Origin of the sequence: Arthrobacter sp. OAP107 (genome assembly GCF_040546765.1) — a bacterium.
Classification (GTDB): Bacteria; Actinomycetota; Actinomycetes; order Actinomycetales; family Micrococcaceae; genus Arthrobacter.
On the sequence record NZ_JBEPOK010000001.1, the window covers coordinates 2421554 to 2438674 of the forward strand.

Annotated in this window: 10 protein-coding genes; 6 read left to right on the forward strand and 4 right to left on the reverse strand. The window is 68.7% G+C overall.

The annotated features are described in order from the left end of the window. Positions 1-27: 27 nt before the first annotated feature. Both ABIE00_RS11295 and ABIE00_RS11300 read left to right on the forward strand, forming a co-directional pair. Entirely contained in the window at positions 28-2004 is a 1977-nt protein-coding gene (locus tag ABIE00_RS11295) for an APC family permease (protein WP_354260243.1), read from the forward strand. Positions 2005-2056: 52 nt separating this feature from the next. Then, entirely contained in the window at positions 2057-2677 is a 621-nt protein-coding gene (locus ABIE00_RS11300) for an L-threonylcarbamoyladenylate synthase (protein WP_354260245.1), read from the forward strand. A gap of 54 nt (positions 2678-2731) precedes the next feature. Here the strand turns inward: ABIE00_RS11300 and ligD are convergent, their stop codons facing one another. Then, positions 2732-3754, reverse strand: coding sequence for a non-homologous end-joining DNA ligase (gene ligD, locus ABIE00_RS11305; protein WP_354260247.1), 1023 nt, complete (start codon positions 3752-3754; stop codon positions 2732-2734). Positions 3755-4115: 361 nt separating this feature from the next. On the opposite strand from ligD, the gene ABIE00_RS11310 reads away from it, so the two are divergent. Then, a complete protein-coding gene (locus ABIE00_RS11310) occupies positions 4116-5957 on the forward strand; it encodes an alpha-amylase family protein (protein WP_354263334.1) in 1842 nt (613 codons plus the stop codon). Positions 5958-6031: 74 nt separating this feature from the next. Next, the gene (locus ABIE00_RS11315; protein ID WP_354260249.1) at positions 6032-6715 is read left to right on the forward strand and encodes an alpha/beta hydrolase family protein; all 684 of its coding nucleotides are present in this window, start codon (positions 6032-6034) and stop codon (positions 6713-6715) included. A 41-nt stretch (positions 6716-6756) separates the two neighbouring features. Here the strand turns inward: ABIE00_RS11315 and ABIE00_RS11320 are convergent, their stop codons facing one another. Beyond that, on the reverse strand, positions 6757-8937 hold the full coding sequence (locus tag ABIE00_RS11320) for an elongation factor G-like protein EF-G2 (RefSeq protein ID WP_354260251.1): 2181 nt from the start codon (positions 8935-8937) through the stop codon (positions 6757-6759). A 250-nt stretch (positions 8938-9187) separates the two neighbouring features. Here ABIE00_RS11320 and ABIE00_RS11325 point away from each other — a divergent pair, with 250 nt between their 5' ends. Together ABIE00_RS11325 and ABIE00_RS11330 are read left to right on the forward strand one after the other, a co-directional pair. Further along, the gene (locus ABIE00_RS11325) at positions 9188-11317 is read left to right on the forward strand and encodes an amylo-alpha-1,6-glucosidase (RefSeq protein WP_354260253.1); all 2130 of its coding nucleotides are present in this window, start codon (positions 9188-9190) and stop codon (positions 11315-11317) included. Positions 11318-11394: 77 nt separating this feature from the next. Then, positions 11395-12426, forward strand: a complete 1032-nt coding sequence (locus tag ABIE00_RS11330) for a glycosyltransferase family 4 protein (protein WP_354260255.1) — start codon at positions 11395-11397, stop codon at positions 12424-12426. Between the two features lie 32 nt (positions 12427-12458). Here ABIE00_RS11330 and ABIE00_RS11335 read toward each other — a convergent pair whose 3' ends face one another. After that, entirely contained in the window at positions 12459-15176 is a 2718-nt protein-coding gene (locus ABIE00_RS11335) for an ATP-dependent RNA helicase (protein WP_354260257.1), read from the reverse strand. 52 nt (positions 15177-15228) lie between these two features. Next, positions 15229-16926 carry an HNH endonuclease signature motif containing protein gene (locus ABIE00_RS11340; RefSeq protein WP_354260259.1) on the reverse strand — a complete coding sequence of 566 codons (1698 nt, stop codon included), beginning with the start codon at positions 16924-16926 and terminating at the stop codon, positions 15229-15231. Between the last annotated feature and the right edge of the window lie 195 nt (positions 16927-17121).

Below are 17121 nucleotides of genomic sequence, written 5' to 3' on the forward strand. Positions count from 1 at the left end.
AGGGGCACCACACGGATGAAAGGCACCATGACCACCATGAGCCGCCCGCCGGCGGAACCCTCTGAGCTGCACCCTACCCGCAGGCAGCGGCTTGCCAGCTGGCTGCTGCTGGGCCTTCAGGACAGCAAGGGATCCCATCAGGGGCCCGGCGGCCGCACCATGGCGCATGAACCGAAGCATGCGTGGTGGCAGGTCATGTGCCTGACCGGCGTGGACTACTTCTCCACCCTCGGCTACCAGCCCGCCATCGCCGCGCTCGCGGCAGGCGTCATTTCCCCGCTGGCCACGCTGGTTCTGGTAGCCGTCACGCTGTTCGGCGCACTGCCGGTGTACCGCCGCGTGGCAGGCGAGAGTTCCCACGGCGAGGGTTCCATCGCCATGCTGGAGCGGCTGCTCCCCCGCTGGGGCGGCAAGCTGTTTGTCCTGGTGCTGCTGGGCTTTGCCGCGACGGACTTCATGATCACCATGACCCTCTCCGCCGCCGACGCCACCGCGCACCTCATCCAGAACCCCTTTGCCCCGGCCTGGCTGCAGGGGCAGGAGGTGACGGTGACCCTCGTCCTCCTCGCCCTGCTCGCCGCCGTGTTCCTGCGGGGGTTCAAGGAGGCGATCGGGATCGCCGTCGTCCTGGTGGCGATCTATCTGGGACTGAACGTCGTGGTGGTGGCGAGAGCCGCCGTCGAAACCCTGGGCCACCCGGCCGCCGTCGGGGACTGGTGGCAGGCCCTGGGGACATCCCACGGAAATCCGGTACTCGCCGTCGCCATCGCGCTGCTGGTGTTCCCCAGGCTGGCGCTGGGCCTGTCCGGCTTCGAAACCGGTGTGGCGGTCATGCCGCAGGTCCGTGGCAGGGATTCGGACACGGAGGAGCATCCGGCGGGCCGCGTCGAGGGGACCCGCCGCATGCTGACCACGGCCGCGCTGATCATGAGCGCGTTCCTCATCACCAGCAGCTTCAGCACGGTGATTCTCATTCCCGCCGCCGAATTCCAGCCCGGCGGCCAGGCCAACGGACGCGCCCTCGCCTACTTGGCCCACGAGTATCTGGGGAACGGGTTCGGCACCGTCTACGACCTCAGCACCATCGCCATCCTCTGGTTCGCCGGGGCGTCCGCCATGGCAGGGCTGCTGAACCTCGTGCCGAGGTACCTGCCGCGGTACGGGATGGCGCCCGAGTGGGCCAAGGCCGTCCGGCCGCTGGTTCTGGTGTTTGGCGCCATTGCATTCCTGGTCACCATTCTTTTCGAAGCCGACGTCGACGCCCAGGGCGGTGCCTACGCCACCGGCGTGCTGGTGCTGATGACCTCGGCGGCAGTCGCCGTCGCCCTGTCCGCCCGGCGCCGCCGGCAGCGGGCGCGCACTGCCGGCTTCGGGCTGGTCGCCGTGGTGTTCATCTACACGACGGTGGCGAACATTGTTGAGCGGCCCGAGGGCATCCGCATCGCCGCATTCTTCATCGCGGGCATCATCGTGGTTTCGCTGCTGTCCAGGATCGGGCGGTCCTTTGAGCTGCACGCCACGCACGTGCGCCTCGACCGGACGGCCCTGGAGTTCGTCGCCGCGGATGAGAGCGGCCCCATCGGCATCATTGCGCACGAGCCGCGCCGGCTGACCGCGGAGGCATACCGGGACAAGCTGACGTCAGCCATCGAGGTCAGCCACCTGCCGGTCCACTACCAGGCGCTGTTCCTCGAGGTGATCGTTGACGACTCCTCGGACTTCGAAACCGAACTGCAGGTGCAGGGCGTGGTGCGGCACGGTTACCGCGTACTCGAAGTTCACGGGCCGGTGGTGCCGAACACCATCGCCTCCGTGCTCCTGCACATCCGGGACGTTACCGGGCTCATGCCCCACATCTATTTCCGCTGGACCGAGGGCAACCCGGTGGTGAACCTGCTGCGCTTCCTGTTCCTGGGGGAGGGTGAGATCGCCCCCGTCACCCGGGAGGTCCTGCGCGAAGCCGAGCCGGATGTCACCAAGCGTCCTTGGGTGCACGTGGGGTGAGCTTATTGCGCGGGTGCGTGCACCGACGGCCGCCGGGCCGTAGGCTCAACGCATGGCGAAATTCTTTGATGTCCACCCCGAAGACCCCCAGCCCCGCGCGATCTCACAGATCGTGCAGCTCCTTCATTCGGGCGGGCTGATCGCCTACCCCACCGACTCCTGCTACGCCCTCGGCGCCCAGCTGGGAAACAAGGAAGCGCTGGACAGGATCCGTTCCATCCGACAGCTGGATGACAAGCACCATTTCACGCTGGTCTGCCGGGACTTCGCCCAGCTGGGGCAGTTCGTGAACATCGGCAACGACGTGTTCCGCAGCATCAAGTCCGTCACGCCGGGCAGCTACACGTTCATCCTGCCCGCCACCAAGGAAGTCCCACGCAGGCTCCTGCACCCCAAGAAGAAGACCGTGGGTGTGCGCATCCCGCGGCACAACTTCGTGCAGGCGCTGCTGGCCGAACTCGGCGAACCACTGCTGTCCAGCACGCTGCTGCTGCCGGACGAGGAGGACCCGCTGACCCAGGGCTGGGAAATCAAGGAGCGTCTGGACCATGTGGTGGACGCCGTCATCGAGTCCGGCGACACCGGCGCCGAGCCAACCACCGTCGTCGACTTCTCCGGCGGCACCGCTGAGGTAGTGCGACGCGGCACCGGCGATCCGTCCCGGTTCGAGTAGGGTTTCGGTTCAGGCAGCTGGCCGCGCCATCCCGGGCAGGCGTTGCCCCGCCGGCTACTCCGGCTTCTTCGCCCGGCTTGGCTGCACGCGGGGCGGCTCGCCCGGCATCTTCGGATAGTCCGGCGGGAACGGCAGCTCGCCGAGTCCGTTCCTGACGTCGCGCTCCCACCATTCGAGCAGCGTGTCGATGGTGCCCGCCTTGGTGTGCATGTCCGCCCACGGGTCCCCCACAGTTTTCAGCCTGTCCGGCACGGTGAGGATGGTGAAGTCCTTGGGGCGGACGTCCGGCAGCTCGGCCCAAGTGATCGGGCAGGACACGGACGCATGGGGCAGGGCACGCGGGCTGTATGCGCCCGCGATGGTGCGGTCCCGGTTAGCCTGGTTGAAGTCGACGAAGATGCGCTTCCCGCGTTCCTCCTTCCACCAGTTGGTAGTGACCTTGTCTGGCATGCGCCGCTCGAGCTCCCTGGCGGCGGCGATCACGGCGTGCCGGACATCGAGGAACTCGCGCGTCGGCTCTATGGGGGCATAGACGTGCAGTCCGCGGTTTCCCGAGGTTTTCAGGAAGGCGTCCAGCCCTGCCTCGGCGAGCACCTTGCGCAGTTCGAGGGCGGCGGGGATGGCGTCGTCGTAGTCGGTGCCCGGCTGGGGGTCCAGATCGATCCGCAGCTGGTCCGGGTTGTCGGAGTTGTCCGCGTGGGACGGCCACGGATGAAAAACCACCGTGTTCATCTGCGCTGCCCAGACCGCCGCAGCGGGCTCGTCCAGGACCAGCATGGGATGCGAGCGCGCGCTCGGGAAGGTGACCTTGACCGTGCGGATGAAGTCCGGCGTTCCCTTCGGCGGGTTCTTGGAGAAGAACTGGTCGCCGTCCACGGTGTCTGAAAACCGCTGCAGCGCCACCGGCCGGTCGCCATTGGCCCGGATGAACGCCTCCCCCACATCCACGAAGTAGCGCGCCAGGTCCAGCTTGGTCAGTCCCAGGTCGGGCCACAACACCCGGCTCGGACTGGAGACGCGCATTTCCCGGGGGCCGTGGGGCCCGTCGACACTGATGGTGGTCTGTTCACTGGCCATGGGGACAACCTACCCCGCGAGGCCCGCGGCGTCAGCAGTACGCCTGCCGCGATTCGTGCCGCTGTCCATGGCCGGCGGACCGCTCAGGTGGGTCCCGCCGTCGGGCCTCAAGAAACTTCTCCGTGCGCTCTGGGCACCGGCGGGGCCATCTGTAAGGATGAAAACACCGGGCGCCGGCAGGCGCAGAACACCCTCGAAGGAGACCCGTTCCATGGTTGAATCCCCGAGTCTGGACGCAGCCCAAGGACCATCCGCCGCTCAGGGATCCGGTACAGCACAGGAATCGGGTGCACCGCAGCCATCCGGGGTGTCCCCCACAGGCAACCACCAGCTGTTCGGCACGGTGGCCGGGCAGGCAGGCATGGCGCCGGGAGGCCGGGACTGGAACGAACTGGAGCAGCGCTTCGACCGCCACTTCCCCGACCTGTCCAGGCTGTTCCGTTCGCTTTACGGATCGCGGCCGGATGTCGAGGAGCAGCTGGCCGCCCTGGCGTTAGAGATCGCGCGTTCCTGGCAGGAGCGGCCCGCAGACCTGAAGGAACTCGACGCCGGCCGCGAGGGAAATACCGAATGGTTCCAGTCCAACCGGATGCTCGGCGGCGTCTGCTACGTGGACCGGTATGCGGCCGACCTGGAAGGCGTGCGGGCCCGCGTCCCCTATTTCAAAGAGCTCGGGCTCACCTATCTGCACCTGATGCCGCTGTTCCTGGCCCCGGAGCCCATGTCCGACGGCGGCTATGCCGTGTCCAGCTACCGCGAGGTCAACCCGAAGCTCGGCACCATGGACCAGCTGCGGGCGCTCGCCGCCGAACTGCGGGCCAACGGCATCAGCCTGGTGGTGGACTTCATCTTCAACCACACCTCCAACGAACACGAGTGGGCGCAACGGGCGGCCAATGGCGATCCGCGGTACAGCGACTATTACTGGATCTTCCCGGACCGGGCGATGCCCGACGCGTTCGAGCAGAACGTGCGGGAGATCTTCCCGGAGGACCACCCCGGCTCCTTCGTGCAGCTGCCGGACGGCCGGTGGGTCTGGGCCACCTTCCACACCTTCCAATGGGACCTGAACTACTCCAACCCCGAGGTGTTCCGGGCCATGGCGGGCGAAATGCTGTTCCTGGCCAACCTCGGCGTGGACATCCTGCGGATGGACGCGGTGGCCTTCATCTGGAAGCAGCTCGGAACCTCGTGCGAAAGCCGGCCCGAGGCGCACACCCTGCTGCGGGCGTTCAACGCGGTCTGCCGGCTCGCCGCGCCGTCGCTGCTGTTCAAGTCCGAGGCGATAGTGCACCCGGACGAAGTGGCACTGTACATCGATCCGGCAGAATGCCAGCTCTCCTACAACCCGCTGCAGATGGCGCTGACGTGGGAAGCCCTGGCCACGCGCAACGTGTCGCTGCTGGCCCAGGCCCTGGAGCGGCGGCACAACATTGCAGCAGGCACTTCCTGGGTGAACTACGTACGGAGCCATGATGACATCGGCTGGACGTTCGCCGATGAGGACGCGGCTGAGTTCGGCATCAACGGCTTCGACCACCGCCGGTTCCTGAACTCTTTCTACGTCAACCGTTTCCCCGGCAGCTTCGCCTACGGTGTCCCGTTCCAGGACAACCCGCGGACCGGTGACTGCCGCATCTCCGGCACCACGGCGTCGTTGTGCGGCCTTGAGGACGGGTCGGCCGAGGCCATCCGCCGCGTCCTGCTGACCCATTCGGTGGCCTTCAGCACCGGCGGCATCCCGTTGCTGTACCTGGGCGACGAGGTGGGGCAGCTTAACGATTATGGCTATGCGCAGGAGGAAGGCCACGAGACGGACAGCCGGTGGGTGCACCGTCCGCAGTTCCCGGCCGAAAAATACGCGAAGCGCCTCGACCCCGCGACACCTGAGGGGGCGGTGTATGCGGGGCTCCGGCGGCTGGTGGAGGTCCGCGCTGCAACCCCGGAGCTGGCTGGCACCCGCCTCATTCCGTTCACCTCGAACAACCCCGCCGTGCTGGGGTACCAGCGGCCCGGAGAGGGGACGGTTGTCCTGGCGCTGGCCAACTTCAGTGACGGGCCGCAGGTGGTGGCGGCAGAAACGCTGTCCGGGTTCGCGGCCGAAGCCTTGGACCTGTTTTCCGAGCAGCCGGTGCGGATCGACGAGGGACTGGTGCTGCTGCCGCAGGACTACACCTGGCTCCGGGTGGTCCCGGCCCGCTAACTGACCCACTGCGGCTTCATCCAGGCTGACGGCCGGACCGCAGACCTGCCCGCCGGATCGGGCATGATGGAGTCATGCCCACCGCTGACTCGCCCATCACCATTGCCGTCGGTGACGGCCACGTCTCCGGCTCCTACGCGCGTCCGGCCGATCCGTTCGCAACGCTCGTGCTGGCCCACGGCGCCGGCGCTGGCATGGAGCATCCGTTCATGCGCGGGTTCACCGGCGCTTTAAACGACGACGGCGTCGCCACCCTGCGCTTCAACTTCCCGTACCGCGAGGCTGGGCGGAAGTTCCCTGACCGGCCGCCAGCCGCGATCGCCACCTGGCGGGCGGCAATGGCTGAGGCAACCGCCCGGGAAGAATCCGCCGGGGGCACTGAACCGGTGTGGGCGGCCGGGAAGTCGTTCGGCGGCCGGATGGCGTCCATGGCCGTGGCCGAGGGTATGCAGGCCGCCGGCCTGATCTATCTCGGCTACCCGCTGCACCCGCCGGGCAAGCCGGAGAAGCTCCGCGATGAGCACCTCTACGGGGTAACTGCCCCGATGCTTTTCCTGCAGGGGACGCGCGACACCTTCGCCACCCGGGAACTGCTGGAGGGCGTGGTTGCACGAATCGGGCCCACCGCGACGCTGCAGTGGTGCGAGGGTGGGGACCACTCGTTCGCGGTTGCCGGAAACAAGCGCACCGCAGAGGACATCGGTGCCTCGCTGGCGGCGCCGGTCGCCGCGTTCATGCGGGCCAACAGCTCCGCCTGACGCCCGCGCCCGTTGATTCCCGGTCCGGCCGGCCAGGCACCTCAGGCGTTCGCCGCCGCCGGTGCCACGTTGCCCGGGACCGGTTCGTGCCGCAGGTAGCTGCGCCGGAACCGGCCCGTGCCGGCGGTCAGCGCCCGCAGCTGGACCGCATACCGCAGCAATTCTCCGTCCGGGACCTCGGCGGTGACCTCCGTGAAATCCCCGCCGGACGACGTCGTGCCTGTGAGCCTGCCACGGCGCGACGACAGGTCGCTCATCACGGCCCCCACGTATTCGTCCGGGATGCTGATAGTGACCGAAGAGACCGGCTCCAGCAGCTGGATGCGGCCGGCGGCAGCGGCCTCGCGCAGGGCAAGCGCGCCGGCGGACTGGAACGCGGCGTCCGAGGAGTCAACGCTGTGGGCCTTGCCGCCCACCAGGGTCACACGGATGTCCACCACCGGGAAGCCGGCGGAAACGCCTTTTTGCATCTGCGCCCGCACGCCCTTCTCCACAGAGCCAATGAACTGGTTCGGCACCACACCGCCCACGGTCTTGTCCACAAACTCGAAGCCCGCGCCCCGGTCAAGCGCCTCCACCTCGATGTCGCAGATCGCGTACTGGCCGTGGCCGCCGGACTGCTTGACGTAGCGCCCGTGCCCCGCGGCCGGCGCGGCGAAGGTCTCCCGCAGCGGCGTCACCACGGGCACGGTCTGCAGCTTCACGCCCTGGTCCCGCAGCCGGTCCAGGATCACCTCGCCGTGCGCCTCACCCATGCACCACAGGATCAGCTGATGGGTTTCCGAGTTTCGTTCCACCCGGAGGGTCGGGTCGCCGGCGGCCACCTTGCCCAGGCTCTTGGCCAGGGCGTCCTCGTCGCTGCGGGTGGCGGCCTCGACGGCGACCGGCATGAGCGGCTCCGGCATGTCCCACGCGGTGATCAGCAGCGGGGCGTCCTTCGCGGACACGGTATCGCCAGTCTCGGCGCTGCCCAGCTTGGTGATGGCGCAGATGTCGCCGGCCACGCTGAACGGGACGGGCTTCAAGCTGGCCCCCATTGGGGAATAGAGGTGGGTGAGGCGCTCGTCGCTGTCGTGGTCCTCATGGCCCCGTTCGGCCAGGCCGCGGCCGCTGACGTGCACGGCCGAATCCTCGCGCAGCGTGCCGGAGAAGACGCGCACCAGGCAGACCCGTCCCAGGAACGGGTCCATGGTGGTGCGGACCACCTCACCGGCCAGGGGCCCGTCGGGGTCACAGGACAACGGCCCGGCCGGTTCCCCGGAGAGGTCCGTCACGTCCGGGACGGCACGCTCCAAGGGGGTCGGGAAAGCTCTGGTCAGCATGTCCAGCAGCTCCGTGATCCCAAGGCCCGTTTCCGCCGAGGTAGGCAGGACGGGGAAGAACGATCCGCGCGCCACAGCCGTTTCGAGGTCGCCCACCAGGACATCGACGTCGATGTCCTCCCCGCCAAGGTAGCGGTCCATCAGGGACTCATCCTCGCTCTCGGAGATGATGCCCTCGATCAGTGTGCCCCGCTCGGACTCGGCGGCGGCGAGCTCATCGGCGCTGGCGTCCCGGACCGCTGGTTCCGGGGATTCGCCGTCGTACTCCGACACCTGACCTGAGAGAAGCCCCAGCAGTCCCGTCACGCCGCCATTCCCGCTGACCGGCAGGTAGGCGGGCACCACCGACTGGCCGAAGGCGCCCTGGCAGGCGGCCAGGGCGGCGTCGAAATTCGCCCGCGGGTGGTCAAGCCGGCTGACCACCACGGCCCGCGGCGTATCCAGTTGGGCGCACTCTGCCCACAGCGCGGTGGTGGCGGCGTCGATGCCGTCCACGGCCGACACCACGAACAGTGCCGCGTCTGCGGCGCGCAACCCGGCCCGCAGCTCGCCGGTGAAGTCCCCGTAGCCCGGAGTGTCCAGCAGGTTCACCTTAACGCCGTCGTAAATCAGCGGCGCCACGGACAGGACCACGGAGCGCTGCTGGTGGATCTCGGACGGTTCCGCATCGCTGACCGTGTTGCCGTCGACAATGGAACCCATCCGCGGGATGGCTCCGGCGGCGGCGAGAAGCGCCTCGAGGAGCATGGTCTTGCCGGCTCCGGAGTGCCCCACGAGCGCGACGTTGCGGATGCCCTCCGGCTTGTCCACCGGTGCTCCGGCGGACGCGTCCGCCCGCCGGAGATCGGAACTGCCTCGGCCGGGGCCCTTGCCCCGGCCATTAGTACCTCTTGCCGACATGACCATCTCCCGGCTTGCTAGTCGTAAGCCGCCAAGCGGCCTTAGTAAGAAGATTCGACACCTAAAGCTGCTGATCAGCAAGGGGTCCGGGCGCCATACCGCGAGTCCGACGGGCGCGGCGGGGCCGCTCCCGCCCCCGGCCGCGCCGGCAGGGAATAACCGTTGCGGCGTCATCACGGTAGGGGGACGATGGATAAGGTGGCCGCACAGGCCGGCCCATGCCATCCGACTAGTCGCCAGGGAGCAGTCGATGAGTGCGTGGAATGAAAATATCGGTGCTGGATCATCCGGACTGACAGCAGTGACCGTGGTGGAAGGCTCGTCCTTTTGCATCTCGGCCGAGAGCGGGGACGTGCTTCCCGGCCAGCCGCAGGGCGCCTTTTACCAGGACACCCGGATTCTGTCCCGCTGGCAGTTGACCGTCGACGGCGTTCCTCTCGAGCCGCTGTCAGGCCAGACCCGTGAGCCCTACCGGGCGGTCTTCGTCGGCAGGCCCCGCGGGGCCAACGGTGCGGTGGAGAGCCCGCTGGTGGTGGAACACAGCCGGCAGGTCGGGCCCGGCCTGCGTGACGACATCAAGATCCACAACTATTCGGAACAGCCGCGGACCTGCCGGATCCAGATCCGGGTGGATGCAGACCTGAGCGACCTGTTCGACGTCAAAGGCGGAAAGGTGGTGCCGTCCGCGGAGCACAGCCGCAAGGTCCGGGCCGACGCCCTGCAGATTGACGCCATCCGTAACGGCGTCCACCGCGGGGTGGTCATCAGCGCGGAGGGCGCTGCGATCTCCGAGGATTCCCTGACGTTCGACGCCGAACTGGCACCGCGTGGCTTGTGGACTGCCACCGTGCTCACCACACCCCTGATTGACGGCACGGGACCGGAACAGCCGTTCACGCATGAGTCGGCTCCGCACGTGGGCGCCCAGCGCTACGCCGCCTGGGAGGAACATGTTCCCCGGCTGACCGTGACGGACAAGAACGTGGAGAAGGTCCTCACCCGCAGCCAGGAGGATCTTGGTGCCCTCCGGATTTTCGATCCCGACCACCCGGAGCGGGCAGCAGTGGCCGCCGGCGCCCCCTGGTTCATGGCACTCTTCGGCAGGGACTCCATCCTGTCCTCCTACATGGCGCTGCCCGTGGATCCGAAGCTGGCCGCGGGGACCCTCCAGACGCTGGCCTCACTGCAGGGCGAGAAGGTTGACCCGGACACCGAGGAGGAGCCAGGGAGGATCCTGCACGAGGTGCGGCTGGGCGTCACCGCCGGACTCGCACTCGGCGGCAGCCAGGCGTACTACGGAACCGCGGATGCGACGCCCCTGTTCGTGTCGCTGCTGGCGGAACTGGGACGCTGGGGGCTGGCGGGCGACCTGCTGGACTCGCTCCTGCCACACGCCGACCGGGCGCTGGATTGGGTGGAGCACTACGGCGACCGGGACAGCGACGGCTTCGTGGAGTACCAGCGCGCCAACGAGCACGGGCTGCTAAACCAGGGCTGGAAGGACTCCTGGGACGGCATCAACTTCGCTGACGGCCGGATGGCGGAGGCTCCGATCGCACTGTGTGAGGTGCAGGGCTACGTCTACAGCGCCTACTTGGGACGCGCGCTGCTCGCCCAGCAGCTGGGCGACGAGGAGACCGCGAGCAAGTGGAACCGCCGCGCTGCCGATATCAAGGCAGAGTTCAACGAGAAGTTCTGGCTCCCGGAGCGGGGATACTTCGCCGTGGCCCTGGACAAGGACAAGCGCCCGGTGGATGCCTGTACCTCCAACATGGGACACTGCCTCTGGGTGGGCATCGTCGACGCGGACAAGGCACCCCTGGTGGCAGAGCGGCTCATGTCGCCGGAGATGTTCACGGGATGGGGAATCCGGACGCTTGCCTCTGACATGGGCGCCTACAACCCCGTCAGCTACCACAACGGTTCGGTGTGGCCCCACGACACTGCATTGATCGCCGGCGGACTCATGCGGTACGGGTTCGTCGAGGAGGCCACACGGGTTGCCACGGGCCTGTTCGACGCAGCCGAGCTGTTCGACGGGCGGCTGCCGGAACTCTTCTGCGGATTCTCCCGGGACGATTTCCCCGATCCCGTGCCCTTCCCCACATCCTGCTCGCCGCAGGCCTGGGCCTCGGCGGCGCCGGTGCACCTGATGCGGACCCTTCTCCGCTTCGATCCCCTGCTTCCCCGCGAGGAGGTCTGCCTGGCCCCGGTTCTGCCCGCCGGGTTCGGCAGCTTCCGCGCCGATAACGTGCAGATGGATCATTCCCGGATCACCCTGAGCGCCACCGGTAGCGAGGGTTCCATTGAGGGCCTGCCGCAGGGCATGATCGTGCTCAACCAGCCCCGGCCGCCGCTGGAGCGGCTGATGGCGCCGTAACTGCCGGTCCCACCCACAACTGAATGGTCTCAGTAATAAATCGGTCTCAGTACATCCGGACGACAAGGGAGCTGCTGATGCGTATCGGTTTAATTGCGGGGCCTTGGTACCCGATTCCCCCGGCCGGTTACGGAGGCATCGAACTGGTGGTCGACGCCTTGGCCAGGGGCTTCACCAGGGCGGGCCATGAGGTGCTGCTCGCCGCCGCCTCGGACAGCACCTGCCCGGTGGAACGGCTCCCCGGGATGCGTTCCTCCGAACCTGACTTCGTTGGCTTCACCTCCTCGGAGCTCAGCCACGTCATCAACGCGTATGCCGGGATGGACGGCATGGTGGACCTGGTCCATGACCACACGCTGGCCGGCCCGCTCTACCGGGGCCGGCCGGAGGGACTGCCCGTCGTGACAACCATTCACAGCGATCTGTCCCCTTCGTTCGCCGCCGTTTATGGCGCAGCCGCCCGGGACACAACCCTGATCGCCATCTCCAAAAGCCAGGTCAGCAGCGTGCTGGCGGACCGCGTCGCGGCCATCATCCCCCATGGCATGGAGGTGGCCGCTGTTCCGATAGGGCACGGACAGGGCGGTTATGCGTGTTTCCTTGGCCGGATGTGCCCCGACAAAGGCGTACTGGAGGCCATCAACGTGGCCCAACTGGCCGGAATTCCGCTGCGGATCGCGGCAAAGATGCGGGAACCCGCCGAAGTGCAGTACTACCACGATGTCGTGAAACCGCTGCAGGGTCCGGACGTGGAGTTCCTGGGCGAGGTGGGCGGCGCGGACAAGTATGAACTGCTCGGACAAGCCATCGCCCTGCTCAATCCGATCCAGTGGATGGAGCCGTTCGGGCTGGTGATGATCGAGGCGATGGCCACCGGCACACCCGTCGTAGCCACCCCGATGGGCTCAGCCCCGGAAATCGTTGACGACGGCGTGAGCGGCTACCTGGCTTCCTCGCCGGAAGACCTGGCGGGCCTTCTACAACGCGCGGCGGACCTGGACCGCGGGGCAGTCCGGGCACAGGCTGAAGACCGTTTCAGCACCGAACGCATGGTGGATGCCCATCTGGCCCTGTACGCCCGGCTAACCGGTGTGCCGTCCGCCCGGTAGTCAACTCGGCACCATTTGGTGCAGCGCGTCGGTCATTTCCGCGCCTTGGTCCGTGCGGTGGCCGTCGCTGTCCAAGGGTCCTCGGGCCAAGGGTGCTTCGGGTAGCGGCCGCGCATCTCGGCGCGCACCTGCGCATAAGGTCCGGACCAGAACGAGGCGAGGTCGTCCGTGACAGCCAACGGCCGCCGGGCCGGGGACAGCAGATGGAACTGCACCGCCACCCTTCCGCCGGCCAGCAGAGGCGTCCGGTCCAAGCCAAAGCATTCCTGGAGTTTGACGGCTACTACCGGCCTGCCGGCGTCGTCCCCCGCGTCCGGATAGTCAATCCGTACGCGGGAGCCGCTGGGCACCTCAAGGAATTCCGGCGCGAGCTCGCCCAGCCTGGCGGCTTCGGGCCACGGCAGCAGCCGCCGCAGCGGGTCCGTGAGGTCAATGCCGGAGGTTCCGGCACCTCCGGCCAGCGCTTCCAGCTCCGGCCCCAGCCAGTCGTCGAGCCGGGCCAGCAGCGCCTGTTCGGACATGTCCGGCCAGGGATCGCCAAGTTCCCGGTGCAGCAGGGCGAGTCGACGGCGCAGCGCCTCTGCCGCCGTCGACCATCCGATGGCTCCCAGCCCCTGCTCCGCCAAAGCCCGGGCGACGGCGGCGCGGCCGTCACCTGCCGACGCCCGGACCGGCGTGGAGGAGAGCTGGATGGCGCCCAGCCGCCGCTCCCGGCGGGCCGTAACCCGGCCCTGGCTGAACGTTGCCTCCACCGAGTCGAGCAGCAGGTGCGCCGCGGCGGCCTCGGCTGTCTCCGCCGTCAGCGGTGCGGCGCAACGGATCACCGCGCCGGTCCCGGCGGTGTGCCGTCCTTCTGCCCGCGCTACCTCGGCTACGGCCAGCCATTCGTGCCCGGCGAGCGGGCTGCCGGTGGGAAGGCCAGCCCGCGTACCGGAGGTCAGCAGGTAGCGCTCCGGCCCGTCCCCGGGGACCCGGCGGGCCACCCGGTCCGGGAACGCCAGGGCCACCACCAGGCCGATCTGTTCGGCGGTTGCCGCCGGCACGTCGAGTACCGGAACCTCCACCGAGGGAAGCCCGACGCCGGGCGGCGACTGGCGTGCCAGGGCGTCCAGGCGACGTGCCTCCTCGGTCCAGCGCCTGGAAGCAGGATCCTTGCCGGACCGGAGAACGGACACCAACCGCGGCAGGTCGGCGCCCGCGGCACGCTGGTCCCCTGCGACGGCGGCAACAACCTCTGCTGCCAGCCTGTGCCCCAGCAGCGCTGACCCGACGAGCAGGGCACGTCCGAGGCGTGGATCGGCAGGAATACGTGCCAGGGCTTTGCCCAAGTCCGTGGCCAGGCCGTCCTCCCCCACCGCGCCGAGCTCGCGCAGCACCTCTTCGGCATCGGCCATGGCTGCCTGCGGCGGGGCGTCAGGCAGGGCCAGCCCGCGGCCGCCCGGTGAACCCCAGCACGCGAGGACCAGGGCAGCGCCCGTCAGATCGGACACGGCGATCTCGGGTGTCTGGTGTGCAGGTGAGGCCCCGAGGGTCTTCTGGTCGTAGCAGCGGACCACCTTCCCCGGCCCCTGCCGCGCAGCGCGTCCGGCGCGCTGTTCCGCGGAGGCCCGCGAGCAGGAGACGGTGACCAGGCCGGTCATGCCGCGGCCGGCGTCGCGGCGCGGTTCGCGGGACAGCCCCGCGTCGACCACCAGCCGGACACCGGGCACGGTCAGGCATGATTCGGCGAGCCCGGTGGACACGATGATCCTGGCCAGTTCCCCGGGCTTGCGGCCGGAAACAGCGCGGTCTTGGGCTGCCGGGCTAACCTGGCCGTGAAGTTCCAGGATTTCGACGCCGGGACCCACCCGGGTGCGCAGCCGGCCGGCCACATGGGACACCTCCGCGGCGCCCGGCAGGAACACCAGGGCGTCGGTGCCGGGATCTGCGGCAAGGACTGCCGCGTAGGACGCGGCGGCAGTGTCCGCCACGTGGTCGAGGAAGCCGCGGGTCACGCCACGGGCGTCGATCCGCGGTACCGGCGCGGGTGCCCATGCCGTTTGGAGCGGGTGAAGGGCGGAAGGGCAATCGACGACGGGAGCCGGCCCGCCGCCGTCGGCCTCGCTGTGCTCCCCGTCTGGGTCCGCCCCGGAGCCGGGGTCGCCACCGAGCAGCGCCGCGAACCGCGGTGCGTCCAGGGTTGCGGACATTGCGACGAGCGTGAGGTCGCCGCGCAGCTGGCGCACCTCCGCAAGCATGCCCAGCAGCAGGTCGGTTTCCAGGCCGCGTTCGTGCACCTCATCGAGAATGACGGCGGCGGTGCCTTCGAGGCCGGGATCGGCCAGCAGGCGGCGCAGCAGGATGCCCGGCGTCACGAACTCGATCAGCGTGGCGGAGCCGGCCTGTCGTTCGCCGCGCACAGTGTAGCCCGCCCGGTCCCCCAGCTTCGTCCCGTCCAGGGCCGCCAGCCGCCGGGCGGCGGAGCGGACGGCGACCCGGCGCGGCTGGGTCACGACGATGCGCGGCCTGCCGCCGTTTGCGGCAGCCTGTGCAAGGTTGGCAACCAATGGGGGGACCAAGGTTGTTTTTCCGGTGCCCGGCGGGGCCTGGACCACCGCGGTTCCGCCTGCGCCCTGCCTTGCCAGCACACTGGCCAACTCCGCCAGCGACTCCGCAAAAACCAGGCCGGAGCCGATGGCCTGGAGGTCGAACGGCGCGGATTGGCCCAAGGCATCGAGTAGGTCGTCTTGCGGGAGGGGGGCGGAAGTCACCCTTCCATTGTGCCGGTGACAGCGAGGGGACTTGATACGGGCAGGTGTATTACTAGGCAGCTATGGAGGACCAATAGGGCCATGGATCCGCGGGCAGCGGTGGGTCAACGCCGTCGATATCCATCGGGTGCTCAACATCGTCAAGATCGTCGGGAGGGTCCGATACGTCCCGCCAGTTCGATGGCATGGGCCAGACTTCGCTGATTGGCGCTTGGCGCCAGTCTTGGCCGGGCGGTGGTTCTGGCCAGGTGGGTGGTTCCCAGTCCTGGTGCTCGGCGGGGTAGGACCGTCCCTTGGGTGAGATCCAGCCCGGTGGGGTGTCGCGGGTGGCGCCGACTGGTTGCCACGCTGTGGTGTGTTTGAGCCTGTGGTGTTTGGGGCAGGGCTGGCCGAGGTTGGCGGCCCCGGTGCCGCCGCCGTCGGCCCAGGCGAGGATGTGGTCGGCGTCGTTGTCCAGGGAGTGGTTGTTGCAGTTGGGGAATGTGCATTTGGCGTCGCGGAGCCGCAGCCATTGGCGCATTGGTTTGGTTAGCCGGTAGCTGGTGCGGCCGATCTCCAGGGGTGCTCCGTCGCGCGGGTCGGTGAGGACCCGGAGGAATGAGGTTGCGCCGTCGGCGACGAGCCGCCGGGCCATGGACGGCGGGATCGGACCGTGCCCGTCGAGAGTGGCCGGTTCCCCGGAGAGGCCGAGCAGCGAAAACACCGGCACGGTGACCAGGACCTGCGCCGCCGGTGACGGCACACCACCGGGCAAAACGGAACCAGCCGATACCGATTCCGCAGACCCGGCCGACTCGGATCCCGTGGACGGGGAAGCCGCGGGCGGGAGATCTGTGGAAAGCGATCCACCTGCCGGCACAGACCCTCGGGGCCCGGCCAGCTCCGACCCTGTGGCCGGGTCGTCAGCCGGGCTGCCCACTTCCGGGGCTGGGCCGAGCAGCCATGCGGCGGCGGCGTCGACGCGGAGCTGGGTCAGGGTGCGGGTTTCGGCTGGGCCCTGCAGGGCACGGGCGGCGGTGGTGGTGCGGTTCCAGATCCCGGCGGCCTGGTCCGCGGGCAGATACGCGGAGAGCCAGGCCATGCCGTCCCGGTCCGGGGCATACTCCAGCCGCCGGTCCTGCACACACTTGTGGTGGCGTTTTTCGATGCTGACCGGATGATGCCGTTCCCGCCAATACCGGGCCTTGGCCCGGAACCTCGCCGGCGTCAGTTCCCCCGCCGGGCAACCCCGCGCGTACCCGGGTGCGTCCGGGTCCAGGAAGTGCGCCTCAAACGCTGCCGCCGCTTCCGGTCCCAGCCCCTCGGTTTCGTCGCACATGATCCGCCCGTGCTGCCATGAGAGCGTTCCCGCCCCGAGCGCGGCCAGTGCCAACGGCAGATCCCGGGTGAGTTTGGCGGATTCGACCAGCAACCGTCCCGCCGATCCTTCGCTGACGGTCAGCGCGCACGCCACCTCAGCAGTCAGTGACATCTGCCGGACGGTGCGGTCCTGCCCGGACGCGCCCGGCGGAGTCATGGCCTCCTCCGCCGCGGCGAACCCGGCGGCGAGGTGCACCTTCACCGCCGCCAGGCGGGCCTCCATCGCAGTCACACCGGCCAGACCCTCCAGGCACGCATCCGCCAGATCCCCCAAAGGATCCACCGCACCAGGCAGCGGACCCGGACCAGCCACCCGTTCCAGCCCAGCAGCCAGCGAAAGAGCAGAGGCACCGATGGCCTCCAACGTCTCCGCAACTACTGCGCTATCCATATTCACAGCATGACAGGGGGCTACGACAATATAAGGGCGGAAAGCACACCCCCTGCGGACCGGACCGAAAAAATCTTTTTGAATGAAAACCGGGTAGCAGATCAGGGCGTTCCCAGCGCTGGGAACGCCCTGATCTGCTACCGACTTGGGCACTCAAGTGAACGAAGGCCCACACCGGGACCTGCACGGCCTGGG

Bases quoted from the DNA above. Each gene is read 5' to 3' on its own strand.
- ABIE00_RS11295 (WP_354260243.1), top strand. From the start codon at position 28: ATGACCACCATGAGCCGCCCGCCGGCGGAACCCTCTGAGCTGCACCCT.
- ABIE00_RS11340 (WP_354260259.1), bottom strand. From the start codon at position 16,926: ATGGATAGCGCAGTAGTTGCGGAGACGTTGGAGGCCATCGGTGCCTCT.
- ABIE00_RS11300 (WP_354260245.1), top strand. From the start codon at position 2,057: ATGGCGAAATTCTTTGATGTCCACCCCGAAGACCCCCAGCCCCGCGCG.
- ABIE00_RS11325 (WP_354260253.1), top strand. From the start codon at position 9,188: ATGAGTGCGTGGAATGAAAATATCGGTGCTGGATCATCCGGACTGACA.
- ABIE00_RS11330 (WP_354260255.1), top strand. From the start codon at position 11,395: ATGCGTATCGGTTTAATTGCGGGGCCTTGGTACCCGATTCCCCCGGCC.
- ABIE00_RS11315 (WP_354260249.1), top strand. From the start codon at position 6,032: ATGCCCACCGCTGACTCGCCCATCACCATTGCCGTCGGTGACGGCCAC.
- ABIE00_RS11310 (WP_354263334.1), top strand. From the start codon at position 4,116: ATGGCGCCGGGAGGCCGGGACTGGAACGAACTGGAGCAGCGCTTCGAC.
- ligD (WP_354260247.1), bottom strand. From the start codon at position 3,754: ATGGCCAGTGAACAGACCACCATCAGTGTCGACGGGCCCCACGGCCCC.
- ABIE00_RS11320 (WP_354260251.1), bottom strand. From the start codon at position 8,937: ATGTCGGCAAGAGGTACTAATGGCCGGGGCAAGGGCCCCGGCCGAGGC.